Genomic DNA, 26,475 nt, shown 5'->3' on the forward strand with positions numbered 1-26,475 from the left:
CGTCGTTGGCCGAATTTTGCTGAACTTACGCCGATACGGCAGACTAAATAGCAGAATACTCACCTGAACATCACACCCAGGGCACACACCCCATGACCCGTTCCCCCCTGCACCGCCTGATATTCGGCGGCCTGCGTCGCCTGTTGTACCTGTGGGTGCGCTCCGAGACCATCAACCAGTCTTCCATGACCCTCAACCTCGACCGCAGCCGGCCGGTGTTCTATGCGCTGCCCTCGCCCGCGCTCACCGACCTGGCCGTGCTCGACCACGAGTGCACCAAGGCGGGGCTGCCGCGCCCGGTGCTGCCGGTAGCCGTCGGCCCACTGCAGGAACCCGCCGCGTTCTTCTACCTGACCCCCGACCCGGACTGGCTCGGCCGCCAGGACAAAAGCGGCGCCCCGCCCACGCTCGAGCGCCTGGTGGCTGCCGTCAGCCAGCATGCCGAAGAAGATGCGCAGATCATTCCTGTCAGCGTGTTCTGGGGCCAGACCCCGGCCAGCGAGTCCAGCCCCTGGAAGCTGCTGTTCGCCGACAGCTGGGCGGTAACCGGGCGCCTGCGCCGGCTGCTGACCGTACTGATCCTGGGGCGCAAGACCCGGGTACAGTTCTCCGCGCCAATCCACCTGCGCGAACTGGTGCAGCACAACAAAGGCCACGAGCGCACCGTGCGCATGGCCCAGCGCCTGATGCGCGTGCACTTTCGCAACCTCAAGACTGCCGTCATCGGCCCGGACATCTCGCACCGACGCACCCTGGTCAAAGGCCTGGTCCATGCCCCGCAAGTGCGCCAGGCGATTGCCGACGAAGCACAGCGCGAGAACCTGCCGCTGGCCAAAGCCGAGGCCCAGGCATTGCGCTATGGCAACGAGATAGCCTCGGACTACACCTATACCGCCATCCGCTTCCTCGAAGTGGTGCTCAGCTGGTTCTGGAACAAGATCTACGACGGCATCAAGGTCAACCACATCGAACAGGTGCAGGGTATCGCCCCTGGCCATGAAGTGATCTATGTGCCGTGCCACCGCAGCCACATCGACTACCTGCTGCTGTCGTACCTGCTGTTCCGCAACGGCCTCACTCCGCCGCACGTGGCTGCAGGCATCAACCTCAACATGCCGGTGGTGGGTAACCTGCTACGCCGTGGTGGCGCCTTCTTCATGCGCCGCACGTTCAAGGGCAACCCGCTTTACACGGCAGTGTTCAACGAGTACCTGCACACCCTGTACACCAAGGGCTTCCCGGTCGAGTACTTCGTCGAAGGCGGCCGCTCGCGTACGGGGCGCATGTTGCAGCCGCGCACCGGGATGCTGGCCATTACCCTGCGCAGCTTCCTGCGTTCGTCGCGTACGCCAATCGTGTTCGTGCCGGTGTACATCGGCTACGAACGCGTGCTCGAAGGCCGTACCTACCTGGGCGAACTGCGCGGCGCCAGCAAGAAGAAGGAGTCGGTGTTCGACATCTTCAAGGTGTTCGGCGCACTCAAGCAGCGCTTTGGCCAGGTTTACGTGAACTTCGGCGAACCCATCCGCCTGGCTGGTTTCCTCGACCAGCAGCAGCCCGGCTGGCGTGAACAGGATCACGGTCCGCAGTACCGTCCGGACTGGCTCAACGCTACTACTGCTCGCCTGGGAGAAACCGTGGCCCGTCACCTCAACGAGGCAGCCGCCATCAACCCGGTCAACCTGGTGGCCCTGGCACTGCTGTCCACCAGCCGCCTTGCCCTGGACGAACGCGCCCTGACCCGCGTACTCGACCTGTACCTGGCGCTGCTGCGCCAAGTGCCCTACTCGCCGCATACCACCCTGCCCGAGGGCGACGGCCAGGCACTGATCGAACATGTACGCAGCATGAACCTGATGGCCGAGCAGAAGGACGCCCTGGGCCGCATCCTCTATCTGGATGAAGGCAATGCGGTACTGATGACCTATTACCGCAACAACGTGCTGCACATCTTCGCCCTGCCGGCGCTGCTGGCCAGCTTCTTCCTCAGCAGTTCACGCATGAGCCGTGAACTGCTGGGCCAGTATGTGCACGCGCTGTACCCGTACCTGCAGGCCGAACTGTTTCTGCGCTGGACGCCAGAACAGCTGGACGAAGTAATCGACCAATGGCTGGTCGCGTTGGTGGAACAGGGCTTGCTGCGCCAGGACAACGATCTGTACGTGCGCCCGGCGCCCAGCTCGCGGCAATTCGTGTTGCTGACCCTGCTCGCCCGTACCATCACCCAGACCCTGCAGCGCTTCTACATGGCCACCTCGCTGCTGATCAACAGCGGGCAGAACAGCCTGAGTGCCGAAGCGCTGGAAGACTTGTGCGTGATGATGGCCCAGCGCCTGTCGATCCTGCATGGTTTGAACGCGCCGGAGTTCTTCGACAAGACGCTGTTCCGCCACTTCATCCAGACCTTGCTCGAGCAAGGCGTGCTGCACGCCGACGCGCAAGGCAAGCTGGGTTATCAGGACAAGCTCGGCGAGCTGGCCGAGGGCGTGGCCAAGCGTGTGCTGTCGGCCGAGCTGCGCCTGTCGATCCGCCAGGTGGCCCTGCACCGTGACGACGGGCTGGAAACTTCGGCCCTCTAACGGTTCATCGGTCGGGAAAATCCGCTAAAGTCCCTGGGGTTGGCCACAAGCCAGCTCCAAGGACACCGGAGATTCCATGAAAAAGCTCTTTATGCTGTGTTGCGCATCCCTGCTTGCAGCCTGTTCCAGCCAAAACCCACACAGCCAGGCCAGCCTGGACGGTGAAGTCTTCTACCTGCAGCGTATTGCCCTGCCGCCTGCCGCCACCCTGAGCGTGGAACTGCAGGATGTGTCACTGATGGACGCCCCTGCCGTAACCCTGGCGCGCCAGGCCGGCCCGGTCAAAGGCAACGTACCACTGCCGTTCCATCTCACCTATGATCCCGCGCAGGTCAAGCCTGGCCACCGCTATGCGGTGAGCGCGCGCATCGAGCTGAATGGCAAGTTGCTGTTCATCAACACCGAACAGCACGCTGTCGCGCTCGATGGCAGTGACCCGCAATCGGTACGCATCAAGGTAGACCAGGTTCGCTGATACCCGTACTCATCCGTTTACAAGGAAAGCTTCATGATCCGCACTTCCCTGCGCTTCACCACCCTGTGCGCCGGCCTGCTGCTGTCGGCCAGCGCCCTGGCCCTGTCGCTCGGCGACCTCAGCCAGAAAGACGCCACCGGCGGCCTGAAGGACGCCCTGACCCAAGGTGCGCAACTGGCCGTCAAGCAACTGAGCACCCCAGGCGGCTTCAGCAACAACCCGGACGTGCGCATCGAGCTGCCAGGCAACCTGGGCAAAGCTGCCAAGGCGATGAAAATGTTCGGCAAGGGTGAACAGGTCGAAGCCCTGGAAACCAGCATGAACAAGGCCGCCGAGGCTGCCGTGCCGCAGGCCCAGGCAATTCTGGTGGAGGCCGTGAAGAACATGAGCGTGACCGATGCCAAGGGCATTCTCAGCGGCGGTGACGACTCGGCCACCCAGTACCTGAACAAGAGCAGCCGCGAGCAGATCCGCGCCAAGTTCCTGCCAATCGTCAAGCAGGCCACCGACAAGGTTGGCGTGGCCCAGCAGTACAATGCCTTCGCCGCCCAGGCCAAAGGCCTGGGGCTGGTCAAGGATGACGCCAATATCGAGAACTACGTGACCGAGAAGGCGCTGGATGGCCTGTTCGAGATGATCGGCAAGCAGGAGCAGAGCATTCGCCAGAATCCGGCAGCCGCAGCTACCAGCCTGGCCAAGAAGGTTTTCGGCGCGCTGTAGGAGCGGGTTCACCCGCGAAAGGGCCGGGCCTGCTGGCCAATTTTCACCAGCCGTTCACCGTTGCTGCCGCTACCGTATTCGCGGGTAAACCCGCTCCTACACTGATCGAAAAGCCTGCGCGGTCCTCTGTAGGAGCGGGTTCACCCGCGAAGGGAGGGCCAAGCCCTCCCCCTGCGGTCTTCAGCCCTTCTTCACCCTGAACCACGCCGCATACAACGCCGGCAGGAACAGCAGTGTAAGCACCGTGGCCACGATCAGCCCACCCATGATCGCCACCGCCATCGGTCCATAGAACACACTACGCGACAACGGGATCATGGCCAGCACCGCCGCCAGCGCGGTCAGCACGATCGGCCGGAAGCGCCGCACCGTAGCCTCGATGATCGCCTGCCAGCGCTCCATCCCCGCTGCGATGTCCTGCTCGATCTGGTCCACCAGGATCACCGAGTTGCGCATGATCATCCCCGCCAGGGCAATGGTGCCGAGCATGGCGACAAAGCCAAACGGCTGGCGGAACACCAGCAGGAACAGGGTCACACCAATCAGCCCCAGCGGCGCGGTGAGGAACACCATCACCGTGCGCGAGAAGCTGCGCAGCTGGATCATCAACAAGCTCAGCACTACCACGACGAACAGTGGCATACCGGCATTCACCGATTTCTGCCCTCGCTCGGAGTCCTCCACTGTGCCGCCCACCTCCAGCAGATAGCCATCGGGCAGCTTGGCGCGGATGTCCTGCAAGGTCGGCAGAATCTGCTTCACCAGCGTCGCCGGCTGCTCCTGGTCGTAGATATCGGCACGCACGGTCACCGTCGGCAAGCGGTTGCGGTGCCAGATGATGCCTTCTTCAAAGCCGAACTCCAGGGTCGCCACCTGCGACAGCGCCACGCTTTGGCCATTGTCGGTAGGCAACGCCAGGCTACCCAGGTTGCCCAGGTCACTGCGCTCCTGGAGGGTGCCGCGCAGCAGGATCTCGATCAGCTCATTGTCCTCGCGGTACTGGCTGACCGTGGTGCCGATCAGCGAGCTTTGCAGGAAGCTCGCCAGGTGCGCGGTGCTCACACCCAGCGCCCGGGCGCGGTCCTGGTCGATTTCGAGGAACACCGCCTTGCTGGGTTCCTCCCAGTCCAGGTGCACGTTCACCACATGCGGGTTCTCGCGCACTTTGTCAGCCACTTCACGGGCCAGTGCACGGGCCTTCTCGATATGCTCGCCAGTGACCCGGAACTGCACCGGGTAGCCCACGGGCGGGCCATTCTCCAGGCGCGTGACCCGGGCACGCAGGTCGGGGAACTGCTGGTCCACAGTGCTGATCAGCCAACTGCGCAGGCGCTCGCGGTCCTCCATAGACTTGGCCAGCACCACGAACTGGGCAAAGCTGGCTGCCGGCAGTTGCTGGTCCAGCGGCAGGTAGAAGCGCGGCGAACCGGTGCCCACATAGGCCACGTAGTTGTCGATACCGTCCTGCTGCTTGAGCAGCGCCTCCAGCTGCTTGACCCGCTTGGCGGTATTGGCCAGCGAGGCGCCTTCGGCCAGCTTCAGGTCAACCATCAACTCCGGACGCCCGGAGGCCGGGAAGAACTGTTGGGGCACGAAGCGGAACAGCAGGATGCTGCCGATAAAGGCGGCAACGGTCAGCAGGATCACCGTCTTGCGCCGCCGTACGCACCACTCCACCAGCCGTCGCACACGCTGGTAGAACGGGGTGGCGTAGGGGTCTGGCGCATGGCCGTCCTTGCCATGGCGTGCGGCATGCAGCTTGGCCAGGTCGGGTAGCAGGCGCTCGCCCAGGTAAGGCACGAACACCACAGCCACCACCCACGAGGTCAGCAGAGCGATGGTCACCACCTGGAAGATCGACCGGGTGTATTCGCCCGTGCTGGAGGCTGCGGTGGCAATCGGCAGAAAGCCTGCTGCCGTGATCAGCGTACCGGTGAGCATCGGGAAGGCCGTACTTGTCCAGGCATAGCTTGCTGCCTTGAGGCGGTCGTAGCCCTGCTCCATCTTGATCGCCATCATCTCCACGGCAATGATCGCGTCGTCCACCAGCAAGCCAAGGGCCAGCACCAGTGCGCCGAGGGAAATCTTGTGCAGGCCGATGCCGAAGTAATGCATGGCGGCAAAGGTCATGGCCAGCACCAGCGGAATGGCCAGCGCAACCACCAGGCCAGTGCGCAGACCCAGCGAGAAGAAGCTCACCAGCAGCACAATGACCAGCGCCTCGACCAGCACCTGGACGAATTCCCCCACGCCAGCCTTCACCGCCGCCGGTTGATCCGAAACCTTGCGCAGCTCCATGCCGGCCGGCAGGCTGTGCGCCAGGCGCTCGAACTCGCCTTCCAGGGCCTTGCCCAGAACAAGGATATCGCCACCGTCTTTCATCGACACTGCCAGGCCAATGGCATCCTCGCCCATGAAGCGCATGCGTGGTGCGGGTGGGTCGTTGAAGCCACGGTGCACCTCGGCGACATCGCCAATCCGGAAGGTGCGATCACCCACGCGAATGGGGAACTGACGGATCTGCTCGACGCTGTCGAAACGCCCGCTCACCCGCAGATGCAGGCGCTCGCTGGGCGTCTCGAAGAAACCGGCGGTGCTCACCGCGTTCTGCTCTTGCAACGCCTTCTGTACGGCTTCCAGCGGCACGCCGAGGGTGGCCAGCTTGAGGTTGGACAGCTCGATCCAGACTTTCTCGTCCTGCAGGCCGATCAGCTCGACCTTGCCCACATCCTTGACCCGCTGCAGCTGGATCTGGATACGGTCGGCGTAGTCCTTGAGCACCGCATAGTCAAAGCCTTCGCCAGTCAGCGCATAGATATTGCCGAAGGTGGTGCCGAACTCGTCGTTGAAGAACGGGCCCTGGATCTCCGGCGGTAAGGTGTGGCGAATGTCCGCAACCTTCTTGCGGATCTGGTACCACAACTGGGGGATGTCCTTGGAATGCAGCGAGTCGCGGGCCATGAAGGTGACCTGCGATTCGCCGGGGCGGGAGAATGAGACAATCCTCTCGTACTCACCGGTTTCCATCAGCTTCTTCTCGATGCGCTCGGTCACCTGCCGCGCCACTTCTTCGGCGCTGGCGCCCGGCCACAGGGTGCGGATGACCATGGCCTTGAAGGTGAATGGCGGGTCCTCGCTCTGGCCAAGCTTGGTGTACGACATGGCGCCAATGGCGGCCAGCAGGATCATCAGGAACAGGACGATCTGGCGGTTGCGCAGCGCCCAGGCAGAAAGGTTGAAACCCATCGGGACTTACTCCTTGGCCGCCAGGTTCACTACACGGTTGCTGCGGTCCACAGGGCGTACCTCCTGGCCCTCGCGCAGTACATGGCCACCAGCGGCAACCACCCAGTCACCCGGGTCCAGGCCTTCGAGTACCGGCACACTGTCGCTGCCATACGCCCCCAGCCGCACCGTCGCCCGCTCCAGGCGGCTTTCCTTGTTCACCCGCCAGACATAGGCCTGACCGTTTTCCGAAGTCACTGCCGACAGCGGTACCGACAGCGGGATCAGCCCATCCTTGGCGATAAACACCCGGGCGCTCTGGCCCAGCTCAGCCGGAACGGCGGCCGTGGTAAAGGCGACGCGCGCCGCGAACGTGCGCGAACGCGGGTCGGCAGCCGGTGACAGCTCGCGAATGCGCCCCTGGAAACGCGCCTGCGGGTGCGACCAAAGCTCCACGCTCACCGGTTGGCCCACAGCGAAGCGAGCGAACTGCTGCTCCGGCAGGCCGATGGCCACTTCTCGCTCGCCATCGGCGGCGAGGGTAAACACGGTCTGCCCGGCGGCGACCACCTGGCCCACTTCAACCTGGCGCTTGGCGATCACCCCGGCCTGCGGCGCACGCAGCACGGCATATTCGGCCTGGTTGCCAGCCACATCGAACTCGGCCTTGGCCTGCTTCAGACGGGCAAGGCCTGCGCGGTAGAGGTTTTCGGCATTGTCGTACAGGGAATGGCTGACCATCTGCCGTTCCAGCAGCTTCTGGTAGCGGTCGCGCTCGGCGCGCACCAATGCCAGGTTGGCCTCGGCAGCCGCCAGCTGGGCGCGATTGGCTTCAAGTTGCAGGCGCACGTCCTGCGGGTCCAGCTCGGCCAGCGGCTGGTCGGCCTTGACCCGCTGCCCCTCCTCCACCAGGCGCTTGCTGACCTTGCCGCCAATGCGGAAGGCCAGCTCCGGCTCGAAGCGCGCGCGCACTTCGCCGGGGTAACTGTCGGCAGCGGCTTCGGCCGGCTGCGGCTGCACCACCAGCGCCGGGCGCGGCGCAGCGGGTGGGGCGGCTTCCTGGCCACATGCCGCCAGAAGCAGGGCAGCAGCGGCGGGCAGAGCGATGGACAAGGCATGGCGCAACATGATGAATCCTTTCGCGGAGTGCACATTTAATATTTGTACTGACGGGTATATTAAATCAGCGCAACGATGCCGGGAAGGGTGTGCGCGGGTTTTTCAAGCGTGCGGTGAGCAGGTAATGCAGCCTGGCTTTCGCCGGATGGCGCCTGACCCGTTAAGATGGTGATCCTTCAACCAGATGCAGACCACAATGTCCAACGACGCACCCATCGGCCCGGGCCGGCCCAAGGACCTGGCCAAGCGCGAGGCAATTCTCGAAGCGGCCAAGACGCTGTTCCTCAGCCTTGGCTACGCCAACACCAGCATGGATGCGGTCGCTGCGGCGGCAGGTGTTTCAAAGCTCACTGTGTACAGCCACTTCACCGACAAGCAGACCCTGTTCTGCTCGGCGGTCATGGCCACCTGCCAGATCCAGTTGCCTGACCTGCTGTTCGAGTATCCCGAGGGGGTACCGGTGGAAGAAGTGCTGCTGACCATTGCCCGCAACTTCCAGGCGCTTATCAGCAGTGACGAAGCGATCAAGCTCAGCCGCCTGATCATGGCCCAGGGCAGCCTGGACCCGAGTTTTGGCGAGTACTTCTACGAAGCCGGGCCCAAGCGCGTGCTGGCCGGGATGGAAGCCCTGCTGCGCGGGGCCCACGAGCGCGGACTGCTGCGCATCGACAACCCATTGAGGGCGGCAGAGCACTTCTTCTGCCTGGTCAAGGGGGCGCCAGATTACCGCTTGCTGCTGGGTTGTGCGGGGCCGCTGGAAGGCGATGAAGCCGAGGCGCATGTGCGCGAGGTGGTGGGGGTATTTTTGAGGGCATTCAAACCCTGATATCTGGATATCTTTGCAGGCCTCTTCGCGAGCTTACCCGCGAAGAGGCTGGGGCAGGTAACACAACCGTCAGGCTTTCAGCGCCTTCTTCGGATAAATGTCATACCGGCTCGACTTGCCTTCCAGGCTGTGGCTGGGCTTCGGCCCGTCGATGATTGGCGCCTTTCGCGGCCGCTTAACCACCACCCGGTGGCTGGCCAGTGCCAGGGCGGCTTCGAGCAGGGCCGGTGCATCCAGGTCATCGCCCACCAAGGGCCGGAACACGCGCATTTCCTTTTTCACCAGGGCGCTCTTGTCGCGGTGTGGGAACATCGGGTCGAGGTAGATCACCTGCGGCGCCTCCCCTTCCCAGGCGCGCATGCGCTCGATGGCGTTGCCGGTCAGCAGGCGCATGCGCCCGACAATCGGGCCCACTTCTTCGTCCGCTCGCGCCCGCGCCAGGCCGTCCTCCAACAGCGCGGCAATCAGCGGCTGGCGCTCGATCAGGGTCATCTGGCAGCCAAGGCTGGCCAGCACGAACGCGTCCTTGCCCAGCCCCGCCGTGGCATCCAGCACCTGCGGCCGGATACCTTGGGCAATGCCCACAGCCTTGGCGATCATCTGCCCGTTGCCACCGCCAAACTGGCGGCGATGCGCAGCCTGGCCTTCGACGAAGTCCACACGCACCGGCCCGGGCGCCTGCGGGCCCAGTTGCTGAATCTGCAAGCCGTCGGCGCCCACCTGCACCGCGAAGGCGGCGGTATCGTCCTGCAGCGGCAGGCCCAGGCGTTCAGCCCACGCCCTGGCCTGTTGCGCATACTCAGCTGCCATTGCCTCGACCCTGATACCCGTGCCTTGCTCTTCCATCGTTCACACCCGAAAAATCAAACCAAGCCCTTAATGAATCGGCAACCACGGCCGATACAGGCAATATCCCGCTATTCTGCCAGAGCACAACGCGCACGACTGCCATGTCAGATACTCTTCCCATCGGCTTGACCTACTTGTCGCCTGTCGGCAACTACAGTCAGCAAAACACCCAGGCACTCGGGGGCGTCAGCCACCTGTGGCAGGATTTCTTTGCCCGGGCGATGGCCGAGCAGCAGGAAGAGCCCGTAGACGGCGTCAGCCAGTCGTTCGTGCAGTACGACCAGGACAGCGGTGAACCCATCGGCGGCGCCCGTGCACTGGCGTTGATCGACGCCCAGCGCGCCTGCCCGGTGCAAGACACCGTGGTGGCACCGCCCGAGCCGCTGTTCCTGCCCAAGGCCGAGCTCGAGGCCAAGCTGCTACCACCCGCGCCCGAGCCGTTCAGTGCCATTGAACTGATCGAGCAGCAGCGCCAGCTCGACATCAACAACAGCTGGCTGCGTCCGGTGGTAATGAGCCAGGGCCAGCCCATTGCCGAGCCCGGCCCTGCCCCCACGCCACGGTCACTATTCCTGCCCATTGCCGAGTTCGAGACGAACCTGCTGGACCCGGCGCCCGAACCGTTCGACGACGCCACCCTGGCCAAGCAGCAAAATGACCTGGAGTTCGACATCCACTGGGCGCGCCCAGTGGTGCTGAACAACGTGCGCGCGTACGCCTGAGGCTAACGACAGATCTGCCAGCGCCCCATGTCCACGTGAAAGTGGTTGCGGTGCGCAGCGTTGTAATCCGGCCCCAGTACCGTGCTGAAGCTCTCGCAAGCCACCCGCTGCACCCGACGCAGGAATTCGGCCTTCTGCCCACCCGCCTGCCAGTCACGCGCCAGCACGATCCGCTGGCCGTCCTGTAGACGGAAACCGCTGATGTCCAGCGCATTGGCCATGGCGTGCTGGCTCAAACGGCCCTGCTTACGGTGGTAGACATTGCGGCAGGCAAAGCTGCCCAGGTGATCCACCTGCGTCACCGGTTGCCCAAACACCTCCTGCGCCGCCGGCTGCAAGCCATGGTTCTCGAACAGTGCATAGGCCACCGCCAGCGGGCAACTGGCCAGAAAACTGCTGCTCAACCGCGCCTGGCCGCCCTCGATGCGCCATACGTTCTGCAGCGGGCAGTTGGCCGAGGCCGGGCTGTCGGCTTGTGCCCGGTAACGCAGGTGGCTGGTTTCCAGCGCCTGCCGGCACAGCGCTGGGTCATCGCGCAAGCGTGACAGTTTGTAGGGGGTCAGCAGGTTGGGCGGTTGGCGCACGTCCAGCGGCGCCCAGGGGTTCCACAGGGCAGGCAGGCGCCAGCCAAAGTGCCAGGCCAGGCCGGCCACCGTCAGCAGGCCGACCAGTAGCGCCAGCAATGCCCGCATCAGCGGCGGAACAGGTCGTTCAGCTGGGCAAACGGCATTGCCTGCTCACCATAGCCGAACGTGCCCTCTTCGCGAATTTCCAACGCGGCTCGGTGAAAGGCCCCGAGTGCAGCACGGGCCAGCGAGGAGCCGACGCTGATGCGACGCACGCCCAGGTCCTGCAACTGGTTGACGTTGAGCGGCACGCCCGCCGTGCCCATCAGCACATTCACAGGGTGCGGTGCGACTGCCTGCACCACGGCACGGACTTCCTCCACGGTACGCAGCCCCGGGGCGTAGAGCACGTCTGCACCGGCTTCGGCATAGGCTTGCAGGCGCAAGATGGTGTCGTCGAGGTCCATGCTCCCGTGTAGCAGGTTTTCTGCCCGGGCACACAAGGTGAACGGGAACGGCAGGCTTCGCGCAGCCTGCACGGCGGCGCGCACCCGCTCCACGGCCAGCCCGAAGTCATAGATGGGCGCATCACTGCGGCCACTGGCATCTTCGATGGAGCCGCCCACCAGGCCGACTTCGGCGGCACGCAGAATGGTCTGGGCACAGTCTTCGGGCAAATCGCCAAAGCCGTTTTCCAGATCGGCGGCCACCGGCAGCGCGGTGGCATCGACGATCTCGCCGGCATTGTCCAGTGTATCGTCCAGGCTCAAGGCGCCTTCGGCGTCTGGCCGGCCCAGGCTGAAGGCCAAGCCGGCACTGGTGGTAGCCAGTGCCTCGAAACCCAGGCTGGCGAGCAACTTGGCGGAGCCGGCATCCCACGGGTTGGGGATGACGAACGCGCCCTCGCGCTCGTGTAACGCCTTGAAGGCCTCAGCTCGCAGGGTTTGCACATCCATGGTTCAACCTCCGGCAGTCAGGGAAAGGTCAGAGTAATCCCAATTGTTCGACCTCAGGGGCGCGCGGCAATTCCGGCAAAGGTGCCAGGCCAGGCAGGCGCGCCATCAGGCGCTGATGGAAACGCTGGGCCAGCGCCGCAGCCAGGCGATTGTCCGAGGTGTGCAGGAAGATATAGGGATTGCGGCCTTCTTCAATCCAGGCGGCGACCTTTTCTACCCAAGGGCTAAGGAAGGCCTGATTGGCCTCCAGTTCCGGATGGCCGATGAAGCGAACCTGCGGATGCTGGCTGAAGGCTGCCGGACGCGGTGGTACCTTGGGCTTCTTCGACTGCGCATGCAGCACGGCAGGGTCGCGCGAGGTGCAACTGAACAACGCACGGGGGTCGAGGCAGATGCGCTCTACGCCGCGTTCGTGCAGCAGGCGATTGAGCAGGCGTTCTTCCTCACCCTTGGCAAAAAAGGCCTGGTTGCGCACTTCCACGGCCACCGGCACGGCGATCTGATCGAGGAAGTGACAGAGCTCACCCAGGCGCGCCGGGCCGAACTGGGCCGGCAACTGCAGCCAGTAGGGTGATACGCGCTGGCCCAGCGGGGCCATCAGCCGGGTGAAGTCGAAGGCAGGCTCAAGCTGGTCACGCAGGTCGCCCTCATGGCTGACATCCCGCGGAAACTTGGCAGTGAAGCGAAAGTGCTCGGGCATGACTTGCGCCCAGCGGGCAATGGTCCCGGGCGCGGGACGTGCATAGAAAGTGGTGTTGCCTTCGACGGCGTTGAAGACCTGACTGTAGAAGCCAAGCATTTGATTACTGTTAGCGTCAGCGGGGTACAGGTAGTCTCGCCAGGCGTTTTCGCTCCACGACGGGCAACCGAGAAAGTAAGGCAGTGGTGACGGATTCATCCATCAAATGTACAGGTCGAGCCCCAGTACTTCCATGTCCCAGTCGGTAAAACCGGCAGTGCTCAGGTAGCTGGCCAGTGCGGTGGCGGTACGGCGGTCACGGGCACGAGGGAAAACCATGTCCTGCTGCCGGGCTGGCAGTCCACCACCAGGGCGGCGGGCAGTGGTTTCCTGCGGGGCGGCTTCTGCCTCCTCGATTACCTCGGCATCGTCGATGGCCTGGTCACGCACCGCTGCTTTGCGCGAGGCGCGCTTGAGCGGGTAGGACTGCGATGAGAAACCGTCGATACGCATGGCATGAGCACTCAGGACCAATGATGGCAATTTAGCAGCATCAGGGTTCCGTCGCTAATGCTTGAGTGATAACTGGACCACAGATCGCGAAAAAGGTTTTAGCGTGTTCGGCGATAACCGACGAACAGCACTCAGTGCTTCTTGGGCGTGGCTACATTGTCGCGCAGATAAACCGGCTGCGCCTGCTCGGCGACGATTGCCTCGCCGCGCGCCCAGGCGAAGGTGGCCAGGCTGAGGACGTCCAGGGCATTGGGCAAGGCGCCAGGGTTGCTCGCGGCCACCTGAACCGCCAAGCGCTCGGCATAGCCCCATCCGGTACCGGCACCGAACCACTCGCCATTGCTGCCTGCCGGCAGCGCCACCTGCTCGGGCGGTAACACGGCTTCACGGCCGACCAGGCGCATTTCGCCCGCCGTGGCCTGGTAGCAACCCCAGTACACTTCATCCATGCGTGCATCGATGGCCGCTGCCACCTGCTGCACGCCATGCTCGCGCAATGCACCCTGGGCCAGTGCGGCCAGGTTGGACACCGGCAGCACCGGGCGTTCGAGGGCAAAGGCCAGGCCTTGCACCACACCGATGGCAATTCGCACGCCAGTGAACGCGCCCGGGCCACGGCCAAAGGAAATGGCATCCAGCGCATTCAGTGCCACGCCAGAGTCGGCCAGCAGTTGCTTGATCATCGGCAGCAGCTTCTGGGCATGCATGCGCGGGATCACCTCGTAATGGCTGGTTACCTTGCCGTCATGCAGCAGCGCGACGGAACAGGCTTCGGTGGCGGTATCCAGGGCCAGCAGGGTGGTCATCGAACGGGTATCCAGGTGCGAATGAAAAAGAGCGGCAGTATAGAGCAGCAGCGGCGTTGTGTCCCGAGGGGGCCGCTGTGCGGCCTACAAACGACAACGGCCCGCAAGCGGGCCGTTGTCGAGGTGCGTCAGGCGCCGGTTCAGCTCAGGGCTGCCAGGACCTTGGCGGTGATGGCTTCAACCGAGCCGACACCTTCGATGTGGCTGTACTTCGGCTTGCCGCCATTGGCAGCCGACAGCTTCTGGTAGAAATCCACCAGCGGCTTGGTCTGGCTGTGGTAGACCGACAGGCGATGGCGAACGGTTTCTTCTTTGTCGTCGTCACGCTGGATCAGGTCTTCACCGGTCTCGTCGTCCTTGCCTTCCACTTTCGGCGGGTTGTACTGAATGTGGTAGGTACGGCCCGAGGCCAAGTGCACGCGACGGCCAGCCATGCGGCCAACGATTTCCTCGTCGTCCACGGCAATTTCGACCACGGCATCGATGTCGACACCGGCAGCGACCATGGCTTCGGCCTGCGGGATGGTGCGTGGGAAGCCGTCGAACAGGCAGCCGTTGGCGCAATCAGGCTGGGCAATGCGCTCCTTCACCAGGCTGATGATCAACTCGTCGGAGACCAGCTGGCCGGCATCCATGACTTTCTTCAGCTCCAGGCCCAGCGGGGTACCGGCCTTGACGGCGGCACGCAGCATGTCACCGGTGGAGATCTGTGGAATACCGAACTTTTCGGTGATGAACTTTGCCTGAGTACCTTTACCGGCCCCGGGAGCTCCCAGCAGAATTACGCGCATCTTGTGCTCCTCAAATTTTTTTATGAAATTCAATGGATTCGGCAACCAGGGCCAAGTCCGGAAAATCGGGTATGACCATAAATCGGTCAGAAGGCTGCTCAAGATACACAGCGCCCGGCAGCCAGACAAGCGTCCCAAAGTTGCAGGAATGCGCCACTTGCGGCTGACCGGGCAGGCGGTTGCGCCCGGCGCAACCACCCTTCCCGACATTGTGCCTGGCCTGTATGACACTCGCCAGGCATGACCCGGGCTTGCCCTTAGCCGGTGTTGCGCAGCCCGGCAGCAATACCCGCCACGGTCACCAGCAAGGCCTGCTCCAACGGGCTGTCCAGAGCGGCTTCGCGGCTGCGCGAGCGGGCCAGCAACTCTGCCTGCAGGCGGTGCAACGGGTCCAGATAGGTATTGCGCAGGCTAATGAATTCCAGTGTCTCGGGGCTGTGCGCCAGTAGCACCGGCTGCCTGGTCAGGCCCAGCACCACCTGGCACGACTGCGACAATAGGTCGCGCAGGTGCGCACCTAAAGGGAGCAAGTGCGGTTGCACCAGACGTTCGTCGTAGGCCTCGGCAATTTGCGCATCGGCCTTGGCCAGGACCATTTCCAGCATGTCGATGCGAGTGCGGAAGAACGGCCATTGCTCACGCATCTGCGCCAGCAACTCACCCTGCCCCCGGGCCAAGGCGTTAGTCAGCGCGGTTTCCCAGCCCAGCCAGGCCGGCAGCATCAGCCGGGTCTGGGTCCAGCCGAAGATCCACGGGATGGCGCGCAGGCTTTCGATGCCCCCGGCGCGGCGCTTGGCCGGGCGGCTGCCCAGCGGCAGGCGCCCCAGCTCCTGTTCTGGCGTCGACTGGCGGAAGTACTCGACGAAATCAGGGTTCTCCCGTACCACGCTGCGGTAGGCCTGGACACCATCGGCAGCCAACTGGTCCATCACCTCACGCCAGGCAGGTTGCGGGGGCGGCGGTGGCAACAGCGTGGCTTCAAGCACGGCAGCCAGGTACAGGTTGAGGTTTTGCTCGGCGATGCCCGGCAGGCCGAACTTGAAGCGAATCATTTCACCCTGCTCGGTGGTGCGGAAACGCCCCGCTACCGAACCCGGTGGCTGCGACAGGATCGCGGCATGGGCCGGGCCACCGCCTCGCCCGACCGTACCGCCACGACCGTGGAACAGCAGCAGCTCGACCTGATGCTCGGCACAGATACGCACCAGGTTTTCCTGAGCCCGGTACTGCGCCCAGGCAGCAGCCGTGGTGCCGGCGTCCTTGGCCGAGTCGGAGTAGCCGATCATCACTTCCTGCGGGCCGCGCAGGCCCGCGCGGTAGCCCGGCAGGCCAAGCAGGCGCTGCATGACCGGGCCGGCGTTGTCGAGGTCGGCCAGGGTCTCGAACAGTGGCACCACACGCATGGGGCGGGTCAGGCCGGCTTCCTTGAGCAACAGTTGTACCGCCAGTACATCCGAGGCGGCCCCCGCCATGGAGATGACGTAAGACCCCAGCGAGGCGGCCGGTGCAGCGGCCACTTCCCTGCAGGTCGCCAGCACTTCGGCGGTGTCCGCTTGCGGCTTGAAATGCGCAGGTAGCAGGGGCCGGCGGTTTTTCAACTCGGCCTGGAGGAACGCGATGCGCTGCTCCTCATCCCAGTCGGCGTAACGCCCCAGGCCCAGGTAATCGGTAATCTCGGTCAGCGCATCACGGTGACGGGCAGCGTCCTGGCGCACGTCCAGGCGGCCCAGGAACAGGCCGAAGGTGACCGCACGGCGCAAGCAGTCAAGCAGCGGGCCTTCAGCGATAACGCCCATGCCGCATTCGTGCAGTGACTGGTAGCACAGCTCCAGCGGCGCGATCAGCTCGCAGTTCTCCACCAGCACGTCGGCACCGGCCGGTTGGTTGCTGGTCAAGGCCGACTGCGCCCATGCGCGTGTCGCACGCAGGCGGTCGCGCAATCGCTTGAGCACTGCGCGGTAAGGTTCGGCACTGTCGCCGACTTGTGCGCGCAGGGCGTCGCTGGCCTGCTGCATGGACAGCTCGGCGGCCAGTGCGTCGATATCGCGCAGGAACAGGTCGGCGGCCATCCAGCGCGCCAACAGCAGCACTTCGCGGGTGACGGCAGCCGTCACATTGGGGTTGCCATCACGGTCGCCACCCATCCACGAGGCAAAGCGGATCGGCGCGGCCTCCAGCGGCAGCCGCAGGCCAGTGGCCTCCAGCAGGGCCTTGTCGACCTTGCGCAGGTGGCTGGGGATGGCGTGCCACAGCGAATGCTCGATCACTGCGAAACCCCACTTGGCTTCGTCTACCGGCGAAGGCCGGGTGCGGCGGATTTCTTCGGTATGCCAGGCCTCGGCGATCAGCCGGCGCAGGCGTTCGCGCACTTGCTGGCGTTCTGCCGCGGTCAGGTCACGGTGGTCCTGTGCGGCCAGTTGGCCGGCGATCGCGTCGTACTTCTGGATCAGCGTGCGACGGGCCACTTCGGTGGGGTGTGCGGTGAGCACCAACTGGATATCGAGCTTGGCCAGTTGCCGGGCCAGGGCGTCGTTGCTGTGGCCGGCCTGCTTCAGGCGCCCCAGCAGTTCGGGCAGTACCCGCGCTTCGAAAGGTTCGGGTTGGTCAGCGTCGCGGCGGCGGATCAACTGGTACTGCTCGGCCATGTTGGCCAGGTTGAGGAACTGGTTGAAGGCTCTCGCTACGGGCAGCAGGTCTTCTTCGGCCAAGTCCGCCAGGGTTGAACTCAGTTGCTCACCAGGGCCGCGGCGGTCGGCCTTGGCACTGTGGCGGATGTCCTCGATTTTCTGCAGGAACGCATCGCCATGCTGCTGGCGAATGGTTTCGCCAAGCAGTTCGCCCAACACATGGACATCTTCACGCAAACGCACATCGATATCGGTCATTGGCGCTCTCTCCGTTGCATCCCTATCAGCCTCAGCGCGCCCTGTGCAAGCGCGGGTTAACCCGTGAATAACCCAAGGCGGTGCCTGGCACCGGCTTTGCCGGTGTTCGCGGGTAAACCCGCTCCTACAGGGGGGGCGGTATCCCCCAAGAGTGCCCACAGCCGGGCGACGATGGCAAGCCGTGATGGGCCAAACCAAACTAAAGTGAAAGCACAGCACTCCCATGCAGTGCAGCCTTTCCAGGCGTCAACAGAGGTCATCATGAAAATTCGTGAACTCGCCCAGCATTGGGAACAGAATGCCGCCGGCACCCTCAGCCGTACGGGCCATGTCCTGCACCTGGACCTGGAGTCCGAGGCGCGCCTGGCCGCGCTGATCGACATGTACCCCAAACGCACGGCCGAAGAACTGCTCGGCGAACTGGTGGCAGCCGCCCTTGAAGAATTGGAGGCCAGCTTCCCCTATGTACAGGGCCGCCAGGTCATCGCCACTGACGAAGAGGGTGACCCACTTTACGAAGACGTTGGTCCTACGCCGCGCTTTCTCTCCCTGTCCCGCCAACACCTGCATAACTTGAGCAACGCTACAGTCGACAGCGACAAGTAACCGTCCGCTCCCCCGTTCCGGGCCTGCTCAAGGCCCGGAATACCGCTTCAGCCTGAGAAAGTTCCAGACAAATCGCACTGACCGATCAGTCAGAAATAGTTATCCGATTACGACGCTTTTTTCTGAACTATTCGAAAAACGTCCGAGTCGGAGCCAATAGCCATCACGCTAAAACCCTGCACACTGCCCTCGTGCACCGTTGAGCTGAAGCGCGCGGTTTTGTCAGGGATTGAGCGATGGACTGCTACGGACATCGTCGTTATCAGGAGTGATCCAATGGAACTGACCACCATGAAGACCCGCACTAGCAAACTGTCATCCACTCATGTGCGCGGGTTCAAGCTGGCCGCGCTGGCACTGGGCAGTAGCCTGGTCCTGGCCGGCTGTGCGGGCAATCCGCCCACCGAGCAGTATGCCGTTACCCAGTCCGCCGTGAACTCCGCCGTCAGCGCCGGCGGTACCGAGTTCGCCGCCGTGGAAATGAAGGCGGCTCAGGACAAGTTCAAGCAAGCCGAAATCGCCATGCACGACAAGAAGTACGACGAGGCCAAGCGCCTGGCCCAACAGGCCGAATGGGATGCCCGCCTCGCCGAACGCAAGGCCCAGGCAGCCAAAGCCCAGAAGGCCGTGCAGGATGCCCGCCAGGGCGTTCAGGACGTACGTGAGGAAGGCCTGCGCAGCGTTCAGTGAGCCCTGCCCCGCCAACCTTAGCCTTCGCACACGATCAAAGGATGAACACTATGCGCAAACACGTCATGATTCCCGCCCTGCTGGCCCTGAGCGTCGGTCTTGCTGCCTGCTCGCACGATCCGAATGCCAACCTGGAAGCGGCCCGCACCAACTTCTCTTCTCTGCAGAGCAATCCGCAAGCGAGCAAGGTTGCGGCGCTGGAGACCAAGGACGCCCAGGACTGGCTGAACAAAGCCGACAAGGCCTACATGGACCGTGAAGACGAGAAGAAAGTCGACCAACTGGCCTACCTGACCAACCAGCGCGTCGAAGTGGCCAAGCAGACCATTGCCCTGCGCACCGCCGAAGCTGAACTGAAGAACGCCTCGGCCCAGCGCGCCCAGGCCAAGCTGGATGCCCGCGACGCGCAGATCGCCAAGCTGCAGGAGAGCCTCAACGCCAAGCAGACCGACCGCGGAACGCTGGTGACCTTCGGCGATGTACTGTTCGACTTCAACAAGGCCGAACTCAAGAGCAGCGCTTACCCGAACATCACCAAGCTGGCGCGGTTCCTCCAGGAAAACCCGGAACGCAAGGTGATCGTCGAGGGCTACACCGACAGCGTCGGCTCGGCCAACTACAATCAGACACTGTCCGAGCGCCGCGCCAACAGCGTGCGCATGGCACTGGTACGTGCAGGGGTAGATCCGGCGCGTATCGTTTCGCAAGGCTATGGCAAGGAGTACCCGGTAGCGGACAACTCGAGCAACTCGGGGCGTGCGCAGAACCGACGGGTGGAGGTGACCATCTCCAACGACAACCAGCCGGTGGCACCACGCTCGGTGAGCCAGGCTCAGCGGTAAGGCTGGAACGCTGAAAGGACAAGCCCCGCGATTGAGGCGGGGCTTTTCTTTGTTCGCCGATAATGTTGTGGCGCCTGTGAGATCGAGCGCCGCCCGCGCGGCGCATCGCGAGCAAGCTCGCTCCTACATCTGTTTCGGGCCAATTATTCCTGTGGGATTTGCGCGCGAACGCCTTGGCGCATGGCGCGATATCGCGTCGTACAAACAAGGCGGTCGCGCGCGTCTGTCACAGGCGTAACTGGCCCGAAACAGATGTAGGAGCGAGCTTGCTCGCGATGCGCCGCGCGGGCGGCGCTCGATCTCGCGGGCGCCAAAAATGCTGCGCCGAACACTCACTGCACCTGCTGCGGTGTTTCCTCGCCCATGCAGCGCACCGCACGCTTGCGGTTGTCCACCAGCACGTCGGTCAGGCCTTTCTGTTTGTTTCGGGCCAATTATGCCTGTGGGGTTGGCGCGCGAACTCCTTGGTGCATAGCGCGTTATCGCGTCGTACAAACAAGGCGGTCGCGCGCGTCTGTCACAGGCGTAACTGGCCCGAAACAGATGTAGGAGCGAGCTTGCTCGCGATGCGCCGCGTGGGCGGCGCTCGATCTCGCGGGCGCCAAAAATGCTGCGCCGAACACTCACTGCACCTGCTGCGGTGTTTCCTCGCCCATGCAGCGCACCGCACGCTTGCGGTTGTCCACCAGCACGTCGGTCAGGCCTTTCTGTTTGTTTCGGGCCAATTATGCCTGTGGGGTTGGCGCGCGAACGCCTTGGCGCATGGCGCGATATCGCGTCGTACAAACAAGGCGGTCGCGCGCGTCTGTCACAGGCGTAACTGGCCCGAAACAGATGTAGGAGCGAGCTTGCTCGCGATGCGCCGCGCGGGCGGCGCTCGATCTCGCGGGCGCCCAAAATGCTGCGCCGAACACTCACCGCACCTGTTGCGGTGTTTCCTCGCCCATGCAGCGCACCGCACGCTTGCGGTTGTCCACCAGCACGCCGGTCAGGCCTTTCTGCTGGGTGTCGAACAGCACCAGCACCCCATCGACGCACTGGGCCACTTGCGGTGCCGGGTCCAGCGATACCTTGTAGTCCTCGCCGGGGATGGTCTTGAGCATGGTGAAATCCTGCAGCAGCAGGGCATCTTCGGGCTTGGCGAAATGCAGATAACCGTAATACCACAAAGCCCCCACCGTCACGATGATGCTGCCGACGCCGGTCAGGATCAGCGGGATGGCGTTGCGTTCTTCACTCATTGCTTGTTCTTCTCGTCAGGGAAATTGGGCACTTCGGCAAGCCGCCGCAGGCCGTTGAAATGGCTGGGGTCATCGAGGAACCGCAGCATCACCTGGCGCCAGGTAGGGTCGGCGAAGGTCTGCACGTGACCCCCTCGGGTCAGTTGCAGCACCCGCGGTGGTGGCGCGTGCTGATATAGGCGGATGGCGTTGTCCATCGGCACCAGGTTGTCGTCGATGCTGTGGAAAAACAACTTGGGCGGGCTGCTCAATCGCTCGATCGAGCGGATCGCGCTGTCGCCGTCCGGCACCAGCCACGACAGCGGAACCTGCAATGGCCAGGTCATCCAGGAAGTGCTGAGCGCAAAGCGCCCCACCGCGCGGTAACTGGCCGGCACACCATCGAACACCAGGGCGCTGAAACGCTGGCGCTGCTCGGGGTGGGCCGCCAGGTAATGAATGGCCATGGCACCGCCCAGGCTCTGCCCCAGCAGTACCAACGGCTTGCCCCGGACCTCGGGCGCCTGCTCCAGCCAGGCCATGGCTGCGGCAATGTCCTCGTACACTTCCGGCAGGCTCGGCTGGCCCTGAGACAAGCCATAGCCGCGGTAATCGATCATCAGCACCTGGTAGCCCTGCTCCGGCAGCCAGTAGCTACCCCCCAGGTGCCCAGGCAGGTTACCGCCGTTACCGTGCAGGTGCAGCACCGTGCCCTTGACTTCGACCCCGGCCTTGGCCGGCAGCCACCAACCGTGAAGGCGGATGCCATCAGCAGTGGTCAGCGTGACGTCGCGGTATTCCAGCTTGGCCCGCTCAGGGGTGAAGGCCTGACCACGCTCGGGGTAGAACAGCAGGCTGCTGCAGCCGCCAAGGCTCAGCAGGACCAGGCCCAGGACCAGCAGGCGGCAGTTCTCAGAGAATGTTCGCGTAGTCGGCTTCAATACGGTCCAGGCTCAGGTGGTTGAGGAAGTTGGAGAAGCACATCCAGGCCGACAGCGCGTTAAGGTCGCGGAACTGTTCGGGCAGGTACTTGGGCGGCTCGACCAGCCCTTCCTCGACGAGTTGGCGCAGGGTGCGCATGTCTTCCAAGGTGGTCTTGCCACAGAACAGCAACGGGATCTGTTCCAGTTTGCCCTTCTTCACGGCCAACTGAATGTAGTTGTAAACCATGATGAAGCCCTTGAGGTAGGACAAGTCCTTGGTGAATGGCAAGCCGTTGGGCACCGACCCGCGGAACACCCGGCTGGCGTTGCTGTAGCTCTGCGCCATCTCGAAGCCCTGCTCGCGGAAAAAACCGTAGACCTGCATGAAGTCTGCGCCCTCCTCGACCATGTGGATGGCTCGGGTGCGGTTGGTGAGCTTGCGCAGGCGGCTGGGGTAGGAGGCAAAGGCGATCACCTCCATGAGGATGGCCAGGCCCTCCTGGGTTACCGTCGACGAGGGCGGGCCCTTGGCCAGGAAGGTGCAGATCGGCTGGTTCAGGCCATTGAGCGTGGTCCCGACATGCACCAACCCTTCGTGCACCTCCAGGGCGCGCACATCGCGGGTGTTGAACATGGCATCGGCACGCACCTTGATGTAGTCGGCACCGGCTGCGGCGTCAGCGACGATGCCGTCTGACTCGAACACACGAATGGTTCCCTCGGCCTCGCCGAACACTTTGTTCAGCCGATGCTGTAGGATCTCCACGGCTTCCTTGGCGGTGAGGTTCTTTGGCTCATCCTTGAGGTCACCACGGCCATCGATGTTGTTCAGGTAGTCCGACAGCATCAGCCCAAGGTCGGCCAGGGTCGGGTCACCGGCGTGGAAGGCATCCGAGGCGGCGCCATACAGCTCTTGGGAGATCAGGCCGAAGTCTTCGGTACCGCGCGCTTCAAGCATGCGCACCACCATGCGGTATTCACGGCACATGCGCTTCATGATCTGCCCGACCGGGTTGAACTGGCCGAGCTGGCGAATGATGTCGCGCTCGATGCCCTGGAACTCGGCCTTGACAGCGCTGGAGTCGAACGACAGCGGGCGCGATTGGTAGTAGGCACGATCTACCGCCGGCGGCTCCTTGCCCTTGGCCTTGAGAAAGCCCTGGCGGATGTTGTCGTCCCACTTCACCGCGTCCAGGACCCGAATAGGCGTCTGTGCCGCAACGATGCGGTCGGACAGGGCGCGGATGGTTTGCTGGTATTCGTCCACCGGGGACTCCTTTCTAGTACACGAAACCTGTACCGGCGTCTTCGCGGGCTTGCCCGCTCCCACAGGGACACCACAGGATCAGATACCTGTGAAATACCTGTGGGAGCGGGCAAGCCCGCGAAGACGCCAACACGGTCATTTGCCCGAGCGCTGGAACCGCGCCACTTCGACGAACAGGTCGGAGTTGGCCGGGTCGTCCAGGTAGGCCAGCACCCGCGCTGCCGGGCTGTCGATCAGCACGCCGTCGCCGTTGTCGTCCGGCACTTCGGTGCTGCGCCCGGTCAGTTCCTTTTTGTCCACCGCCTGCTGCACCTGCTCGACGTCCAGGTTGTAGACCACCAGTTCCTTGCCATCGACGATGTCGAAGCCGCCAATCAGGAAATTGCCACCCAGCCGCTTGGGCACGCCAGCCGACAAGTACCAGCGGTTGCCGTGGCGTGACACGGTGAACACGTACTCTTCAGGGGCCTTGCCCTTGGCCGTGGCCACCGCCTTGTAGGCGTCGCCACCGCTACGGCTGATCACCAGTTTCAGCGGCTCCCCCCAGGCGTCCTTGCTGCTCCACTTGCCGAGCAGGGCCTTGGGCGCTGCCTGGTTGCTGGGCAAGGGCTCATGGAAGGTCACCAGACAACCGCCCAGCAGCAGGAATGACAAAGTCAACAACACCACACGCCAGGCTTTCATCAGGTTCTCCTTGAAAAGGTCGTTCTCGCCTCAGGCCGATGCCAGCACCAGCTGCAGGTATCGGGTAAGCATAGCGAGCATCTGCCCATCGGCTTGCGCATTCGCTTGCTTGAGCAGGCCTTGATATTCCAACTGCTCGATAATCGCCGTCAACATCTGTGCATCCTGCTCCGGCTGCCGCGAGCCCACGACCTGCAGCAATTGCCGGGTGCCGTGCAGCAGGATCTGCTCATGAGCGCACACCAGCTCGGCCAGTCGCGGGCACAGCAATGCTTCCTGGCGGAAGGCCTGCTCGGCCATCAGGAAGTCACGGCGGTTCAGCAATTGCCGCTGAACGTAGTCGGCGGTCATACGCGCCACCTCGTCAGCCAGCCGCGCCCGGGCCTGCGGGCTGCCATCGCCCTGTGCCAGCAACTGGCGCAACACCACCTCGGTGTTGGCCCACAGCTTGGCCATGTAGGCCGCACTGCGCTCGACGTACTGGGCAAAGGTATCGGTGAGCAGGTCCTCGATGTCCTTGAAGTAGTAGGTGGTGGCCGACAATGGCACGCCGGCCTCGGCGGCCACTGCCCGGTGGCGCACACCGCGCACGCCATCGCGCACGACAATGCGCATGGCGGCATCGAGAATCAACTGGCGACGCTGTTCGCTGCCTTGGCGGGCAGTCTTGCGGCCTTGGTATTGCACGCTTTCGGCGACGGCGGTGGCGATGCCGGCGGCGCCTTGGTCAGGCATGGCGGGTGTCACGGGGGATACCTCATGGGCAGTTTTTCATCGGTGCCGGCCTCTTCGCGGGCACGCCCGCTCCCACAGGGCCCCCGCAACATTCAGGAGTATGCGCAAGTCCTGTGGGAGCGGGCGTGCCCGCGAAGAGCCCAGTACCGACAACATAAAGCTTCAGGCAAGAAAAAGCCGCCTCGAAAGGCGGCTCGTTCAGCCTACTCAGGCCTGCGGACGCATGTGCGGGAACAGGATGACGTCGCGGATCGACGGCGAGTTGGTCAGCAGCATCACCAGGCGGTCGATGCCGATGCCTTCACCGGCGGTCGGCGGCATGCCGTACTCCAGCGCACGAACGAAGTCGGCGTCATAGTGCATGGCTTCATCGTCACCCGCGTCCTTCTCGGCCACCTGGGCCAGGAAACGCTCGGCCTGATCTTCGGCATCGTTGAGCTCGGAGTAGGCGTTGGCGATTTCGCGGCCACCGATGAACAGCTCGAAACGATCGGTAACGGCCGGGTTCTCGTCGTTGCGACGGGCCAGCGGCGACACTTCGAACGGGTACTCGGTAATGAAGTGCGGCTGTTCCAGCTTGTGCTCGACCAGCTCTTCGAAAATCATCACCTGCAGCTTGCCCAGGCCTTCATGGCCCAGCACCTTGGCGCCGGCCTTCTTGGCAATCTCACGGGCGCGGTCGACGTCCTGCAGGTCGGCAGCGGTCAGCTCCGGGTTGTACTTGAGGATCGAGTCGAACACCGACAGGCGTACGAACGGCTCGCCGAAGTGGAAGACCTTGTCGCCGTACGGTACGTCGGTAGAGCCCAGTACCAGTTGCGCCAGCTCGCGGAACAGTTCCTCGGTGAGGTCCATGTTGTCGCGGTAGTCGGCGTAGGCCTGGTAGAACTCGAGCATGGTGAACTCAGGGTTGTGACGAGTCGAAACGCCTTCGTTGCGGAAGTTACGGTTGATCTCGAACACTTTTTCGAAGCCACCCACGACCAGGCGCTTGAGGTACAGCTCCGGCGCGATACGCAGGAACATGGCCATGTCCAGGGCATTGTGGTGGGTTTCGAACGGTTTGGCAGCAGCGCCGCCTGGAATGGTCTGCAGCATCGGCGTCTCGACTTCGAGGAAGTCACGCTCGATGAGGAACTTGCGGATGTGCGAAATCACCTGCGAACGCACACGGAAGGTGTGGCGGGTTTCTTCGTTGACCATCAGGTCGACGTAGCGCTGGCGGTAGCGCTGCTCGGTGTCGGTCAGGCCGTGGTGCTTGTCGGGCAGCGGGCGCAGCGACTTGGTCAGCAGGCGCACGTTGGTCATTTCGACGTACAGGTCGCCCTTGCCGGAACGGGCCAGGGTGCCTTCGGCGCTGATGATGTCGCCCAGGTCCCAGGTCTTGACCGCGGCCAGGGTTTCTTCCGGCAGGGTCTTGCGGTTGACGTAGACCTGAATACGGCCAGTCATGTCCTGGATAACCATGAACGAGCCACGGTTGAGCATGATGCGGCCGGCTACCTTGACCGGGATCGCGGCTGCTTCCAGCTCTTCCTTGGTCTTGTCCGCGTACTGCTTCTGCAGGTCGTTGCAGTAGCTGTCGCGACGGAAGTCGTTGGGGAAGGCATTGCCCTTGGCACGCTCGGCGGCAAGTTTTTCCTTGCGCAGGGCGATCAGGGCGTTTTCTTCCTGTTGCAGGTCTTGCGATTCGGTCTTCAGGTCGCTCATGTCGTCATTCTTTCCATCAGGTATTCGTTGCCCGTTCCGGGCAGGGCACGCGCTACCGGCGGCTGGCCAGGTAGCGCGGCATGGGGG

General features: G+C 63.6%; 24 protein-coding genes and 1 pseudogene. 8 read left to right on the forward strand and 17 right to left on the reverse strand.

Features of this window, described 5'->3' with window-relative positions; translation table 11 throughout:
• The first annotated feature begins 92 nt into the window (after positions 1-92).
• From plsB to AC3B5Q_RS20320, 3 genes are all read left to right on the forward strand, one after another.
• Complete coding sequence (plsB, locus tag AC3B5Q_RS20310) at positions 93-2,579, forward strand: glycerol-3-phosphate 1-O-acyltransferase PlsB (protein WP_021785925.1); 2,487 nt, start codon at positions 93-95, stop codon at positions 2,577-2,579.
• A gap of 76 nt (positions 2,580-2,655) precedes the next feature.
• Positions 2,656-3,054 carry a YbaY family lipoprotein gene (locus AC3B5Q_RS20315; protein ID WP_021785926.1) on the forward strand — a complete coding sequence of 133 codons (399 nt, stop codon included), beginning with the start codon at positions 2,656-2,658 and terminating at the stop codon, positions 3,052-3,054.
• Positions 3,055-3,087: 33 nt separating this feature from the next.
• Positions 3,088-3,774 (forward strand): DUF4197 domain-containing protein, encoded by a 687-nt coding sequence (locus AC3B5Q_RS20320; RefSeq protein WP_021785927.1) that lies wholly within the window; start codon positions 3,088-3,090, stop codon positions 3,772-3,774.
• Between the two features lie 180 nt (positions 3,775-3,954).
• On the opposite strand, the gene AC3B5Q_RS20325 is transcribed toward AC3B5Q_RS20320, so the two are convergent.
• On the reverse strand, positions 3,955-7,020 hold the full coding sequence (locus tag AC3B5Q_RS20325; protein WP_021785928.1) for an efflux RND transporter permease subunit: 3,066 nt from the start codon (positions 7,018-7,020) through the stop codon (positions 3,955-3,957).
• A 6-nt stretch (positions 7,021-7,026) separates the two neighbouring features.
• On the reverse strand, positions 7,027-8,127 hold the full coding sequence (locus AC3B5Q_RS20330) for an efflux RND transporter periplasmic adaptor subunit (protein ID WP_021785929.1): 1,101 nt from the start codon (positions 8,125-8,127) through the stop codon (positions 7,027-7,029).
• 175 nt (positions 8,128-8,302) lie between these two features.
• Between AC3B5Q_RS20330 and AC3B5Q_RS20335 the strand changes: the two genes are divergently transcribed.
• Complete coding sequence (locus AC3B5Q_RS20335; RefSeq protein WP_021785930.1) at positions 8,303-8,944, forward strand: TetR/AcrR family transcriptional regulator; 642 nt, start codon at positions 8,303-8,305, stop codon at positions 8,942-8,944.
• 69 nt (positions 8,945-9,013) lie between these two features.
• Here AC3B5Q_RS20335 and AC3B5Q_RS20340 read toward each other — a convergent pair whose 3' ends face one another.
• Positions 9,014-9,790, reverse strand: coding sequence for a class I SAM-dependent methyltransferase (locus tag AC3B5Q_RS20340; protein WP_014592156.1), 777 nt, complete (start codon positions 9,788-9,790; stop codon positions 9,014-9,016).
• Positions 9,791-9,894: 104 nt separating this feature from the next.
• On the opposite strand from AC3B5Q_RS20340, the gene AC3B5Q_RS20345 reads away from it, so the two are divergent.
• Entirely contained in the window at positions 9,895-10,515 is a 621-nt protein-coding gene (locus AC3B5Q_RS20345) for an energy transducer TonB (RefSeq protein WP_274101284.1), read from the forward strand.
• A gap of 2 nt (positions 10,516-10,517) precedes the next feature.
• Here AC3B5Q_RS20345 and AC3B5Q_RS20350 read toward each other — a convergent pair whose 3' ends face one another.
• From AC3B5Q_RS20350 to ppc, 7 genes are all read right to left on the reverse strand, one after another.
• On the reverse strand, positions 10,518-11,207 hold the full coding sequence (locus AC3B5Q_RS20350) for an extensin-like domain-containing protein (RefSeq protein WP_331245214.1): 690 nt from the start codon (positions 11,205-11,207) through the stop codon (positions 10,518-10,520).
• A complete protein-coding gene (locus AC3B5Q_RS20355; RefSeq protein WP_319298696.1) occupies positions 11,207-12,037 on the reverse strand; it encodes an isocitrate lyase/PEP mutase family protein in 831 nt (276 codons plus the stop codon). The genes AC3B5Q_RS20350 and AC3B5Q_RS20355 overlap by 1 nt, the downstream gene beginning before the upstream one ends.
• Before the next feature lie 28 nt (positions 12,038-12,065).
• Positions 12,066-12,935 (reverse strand): DUF72 domain-containing protein, encoded by an 870-nt coding sequence (locus AC3B5Q_RS20360; protein WP_021785934.1) that lies wholly within the window; start codon positions 12,933-12,935, stop codon positions 12,066-12,068.
• 3 nt (positions 12,936-12,938) lie between these two features.
• A complete protein-coding gene (locus AC3B5Q_RS20365; RefSeq protein WP_028697074.1) occupies positions 12,939-13,229 on the reverse strand; it encodes a hypothetical protein in 291 nt (96 codons plus the stop codon).
• A gap of 131 nt (positions 13,230-13,360) precedes the next feature.
• Positions 13,361-14,035, reverse strand: coding sequence for a tRNA (adenosine(37)-N6)-threonylcarbamoyltransferase complex dimerization subunit type 1 TsaB (tsaB, locus tag AC3B5Q_RS20370; protein ID WP_021785936.1), 675 nt, complete (start codon positions 14,033-14,035; stop codon positions 13,361-13,363).
• Between the two features lie 140 nt (positions 14,036-14,175).
• Positions 14,176-14,826 carry an adenylate kinase gene (adk, locus tag AC3B5Q_RS20375; RefSeq protein WP_004575467.1) on the reverse strand — a complete coding sequence of 217 codons (651 nt, stop codon included), beginning with the start codon at positions 14,824-14,826 and terminating at the stop codon, positions 14,176-14,178.
• A gap of 257 nt (positions 14,827-15,083) precedes the next feature.
• Positions 15,084-17,711: a phosphoenolpyruvate carboxylase gene (ppc, locus tag AC3B5Q_RS20380; protein ID WP_021785938.1), complete on the reverse strand. Its 2,628-nt coding sequence runs from the start codon at positions 17,709-17,711 to the stop codon at positions 15,084-15,086.
• 261 nt (positions 17,712-17,972) lie between these two features.
• Here ppc and AC3B5Q_RS20385 point away from each other — a divergent pair, with 261 nt between their 5' ends.
• The 3 genes from AC3B5Q_RS20385 (at position 17,973) to lptF (ending at position 19,849) form a co-directional block, all read left to right on the forward strand.
• Positions 17,973-18,317 carry a hypothetical protein gene (locus tag AC3B5Q_RS20385; protein WP_021785939.1) on the forward strand — a complete coding sequence of 115 codons (345 nt, stop codon included), beginning with the start codon at positions 17,973-17,975 and terminating at the stop codon, positions 18,315-18,317.
• Positions 18,318-18,593: 276 nt separating this feature from the next.
• Positions 18,594-19,007: a DUF4398 domain-containing protein gene (locus tag AC3B5Q_RS20390; RefSeq protein ID WP_020190164.1), complete on the forward strand. Its 414-nt coding sequence runs from the start codon at positions 18,594-18,596 to the stop codon at positions 19,005-19,007.
• Between the two features lie 50 nt (positions 19,008-19,057).
• Positions 19,058-19,849, forward strand: coding sequence for a lipotoxin F family OmpA-related lipoprotein LptF (gene lptF / locus AC3B5Q_RS20395; protein WP_053870484.1), 792 nt, complete (start codon positions 19,058-19,060; stop codon positions 19,847-19,849).
• A 332-nt stretch (positions 19,850-20,181) separates the two neighbouring features.
• On the opposite strand, the pseudogene AC3B5Q_RS20400 reads toward lptF, so the two are convergent.
• From AC3B5Q_RS20400 to lysS, 7 genes and pseudogenes are all read right to left on the reverse strand, one after another.
• A pseudogene (locus tag AC3B5Q_RS20400) lies at positions 20,182-20,271 on the reverse strand (hypothetical protein); the annotation flags it as partial.
• Between the two features lie 492 nt (positions 20,272-20,763).
• The gene (locus AC3B5Q_RS20405) at positions 20,764-21,090 is read right to left on the reverse strand and encodes a PA3694 family proteiin (protein WP_021785893.1); all 327 of its coding nucleotides are present in this window, start codon (positions 21,088-21,090) and stop codon (positions 20,764-20,766) included.
• Positions 21,087-22,010 (reverse strand): alpha/beta hydrolase, encoded by a 924-nt coding sequence (locus AC3B5Q_RS20410; RefSeq protein ID WP_274119276.1) that lies wholly within the window; start codon positions 22,008-22,010, stop codon positions 21,087-21,089. Before AC3B5Q_RS20410 ends, AC3B5Q_RS20405 begins: the two co-directional genes overlap by 4 nt.
• Positions 21,982-23,259, reverse strand: a complete 1,278-nt coding sequence (locus AC3B5Q_RS20415; RefSeq protein ID WP_028698370.1) for a flavohemoglobin expression-modulating QEGLA motif protein — start codon at positions 23,257-23,259, stop codon at positions 21,982-21,984. The genes AC3B5Q_RS20410 and AC3B5Q_RS20415 overlap by 29 nt, the downstream gene beginning before the upstream one ends.
• A gap of 135 nt (positions 23,260-23,394) precedes the next feature.
• Positions 23,395-23,943 carry a hypothetical protein gene (locus AC3B5Q_RS20420; protein ID WP_021785891.1) on the reverse strand — a complete coding sequence of 183 codons (549 nt, stop codon included), beginning with the start codon at positions 23,941-23,943 and terminating at the stop codon, positions 23,395-23,397.
• A 30-nt stretch (positions 23,944-23,973) separates the two neighbouring features.
• Positions 23,974-24,678: a TetR/AcrR family transcriptional regulator gene (locus tag AC3B5Q_RS20425; protein ID WP_003252210.1), complete on the reverse strand. Its 705-nt coding sequence runs from the start codon at positions 24,676-24,678 to the stop codon at positions 23,974-23,976.
• A gap of 207 nt (positions 24,679-24,885) precedes the next feature.
• Positions 24,886-26,388, reverse strand: coding sequence for a lysine--tRNA ligase (gene lysS / locus AC3B5Q_RS20430; RefSeq protein ID WP_021785890.1), 1,503 nt, complete (start codon positions 26,386-26,388; stop codon positions 24,886-24,888).
• Positions 26,389-26,475: the final 87 nt, after the last annotated feature.

The sequence above is a fragment of the Pseudomonas sp. D5(2026) genome, from assembly GCF_057766845.1.

Bases quoted from the DNA above. Each gene is read 5' to 3' on its own strand.
- AC3B5Q_RS20350 (WP_331245214.1), bottom strand. From the start codon at position 11,207: ATGCGGGCATTGCTGGCGCTACTGGTCGGCCTGCTGACGGTGGCCGGC.
- AC3B5Q_RS20390 (WP_020190164.1), top strand. From the start codon at position 18,594: ATGGAACTGACCACCATGAAGACCCGCACTAGCAAACTGTCATCCACT.
- ppc (WP_021785938.1), bottom strand. From the start codon at position 17,711: ATGACCGATATCGATGTGCGTTTGCGTGAAGATGTCCATGTGTTGGGC.
- AC3B5Q_RS20320 (WP_021785927.1), top strand. From the start codon at position 3,088: ATGATCCGCACTTCCCTGCGCTTCACCACCCTGTGCGCCGGCCTGCTG.
- AC3B5Q_RS20315 (WP_021785926.1), top strand. From the start codon at position 2,656: ATGAAAAAGCTCTTTATGCTGTGTTGCGCATCCCTGCTTGCAGCCTGT.
- AC3B5Q_RS20360 (WP_021785934.1), bottom strand. From the start codon at position 12,935: ATGAATCCGTCACCACTGCCTTACTTTCTCGGTTGCCCGTCGTGGAGC.
- AC3B5Q_RS20345 (WP_274101284.1), top strand. From the start codon at position 9,895: ATGTCAGATACTCTTCCCATCGGCTTGACCTACTTGTCGCCTGTCGGC.
- AC3B5Q_RS20365 (WP_028697074.1), bottom strand. From the start codon at position 13,229: ATGCGTATCGACGGTTTCTCATCGCAGTCCTACCCGCTCAAGCGCGCC.
- tsaB (WP_021785936.1), bottom strand. From the start codon at position 14,035: ATGACCACCCTGCTGGCCCTGGATACCGCCACCGAAGCCTGTTCCGTC.
- lptF (WP_053870484.1), top strand. From the start codon at position 19,058: ATGCGCAAACACGTCATGATTCCCGCCCTGCTGGCCCTGAGCGTCGGT.
- AC3B5Q_RS20405 (WP_021785893.1), bottom strand. From the start codon at position 21,090: ATGAGTGAAGAACGCAACGCCATCCCGCTGATCCTGACCGGCGTCGGC.
- AC3B5Q_RS20335 (WP_021785930.1), top strand. From the start codon at position 8,303: ATGCAGACCACAATGTCCAACGACGCACCCATCGGCCCGGGCCGGCCC.
- AC3B5Q_RS20330 (WP_021785929.1), bottom strand. From the start codon at position 8,127: ATGTTGCGCCATGCCTTGTCCATCGCTCTGCCCGCCGCTGCTGCCCTG.
- AC3B5Q_RS20425 (WP_003252210.1), bottom strand. From the start codon at position 24,678: ATGCCTGACCAAGGCGCCGCCGGCATCGCCACCGCCGTCGCCGAAAGC.
- adk (WP_004575467.1), bottom strand. From the start codon at position 14,826: ATGCGCGTAATTCTGCTGGGAGCTCCCGGGGCCGGTAAAGGTACTCAG.
- AC3B5Q_RS20355 (WP_319298696.1), bottom strand. From the start codon at position 12,037: ATGGATGTGCAAACCCTGCGAGCTGAGGCCTTCAAGGCGTTACACGAG.
- AC3B5Q_RS20420 (WP_021785891.1), bottom strand. From the start codon at position 23,943: ATGAAAGCCTGGCGTGTGGTGTTGTTGACTTTGTCATTCCTGCTGCTG.
- lysS (WP_021785890.1), bottom strand. From the start codon at position 26,388: ATGAGCGACCTGAAGACCGAATCGCAAGACCTGCAACAGGAAGAAAAC.
- plsB (WP_021785925.1), top strand. From the start codon at position 93: ATGACCCGTTCCCCCCTGCACCGCCTGATATTCGGCGGCCTGCGTCGC.
- AC3B5Q_RS20385 (WP_021785939.1), top strand. From the start codon at position 17,973: ATGAAAATTCGTGAACTCGCCCAGCATTGGGAACAGAATGCCGCCGGC.
- AC3B5Q_RS20340 (WP_014592156.1), bottom strand. From the start codon at position 9,790: ATGGAAGAGCAAGGCACGGGTATCAGGGTCGAGGCAATGGCAGCTGAG.
- AC3B5Q_RS20325 (WP_021785928.1), bottom strand. From the start codon at position 7,020: ATGGGTTTCAACCTTTCTGCCTGGGCGCTGCGCAACCGCCAGATCGTC.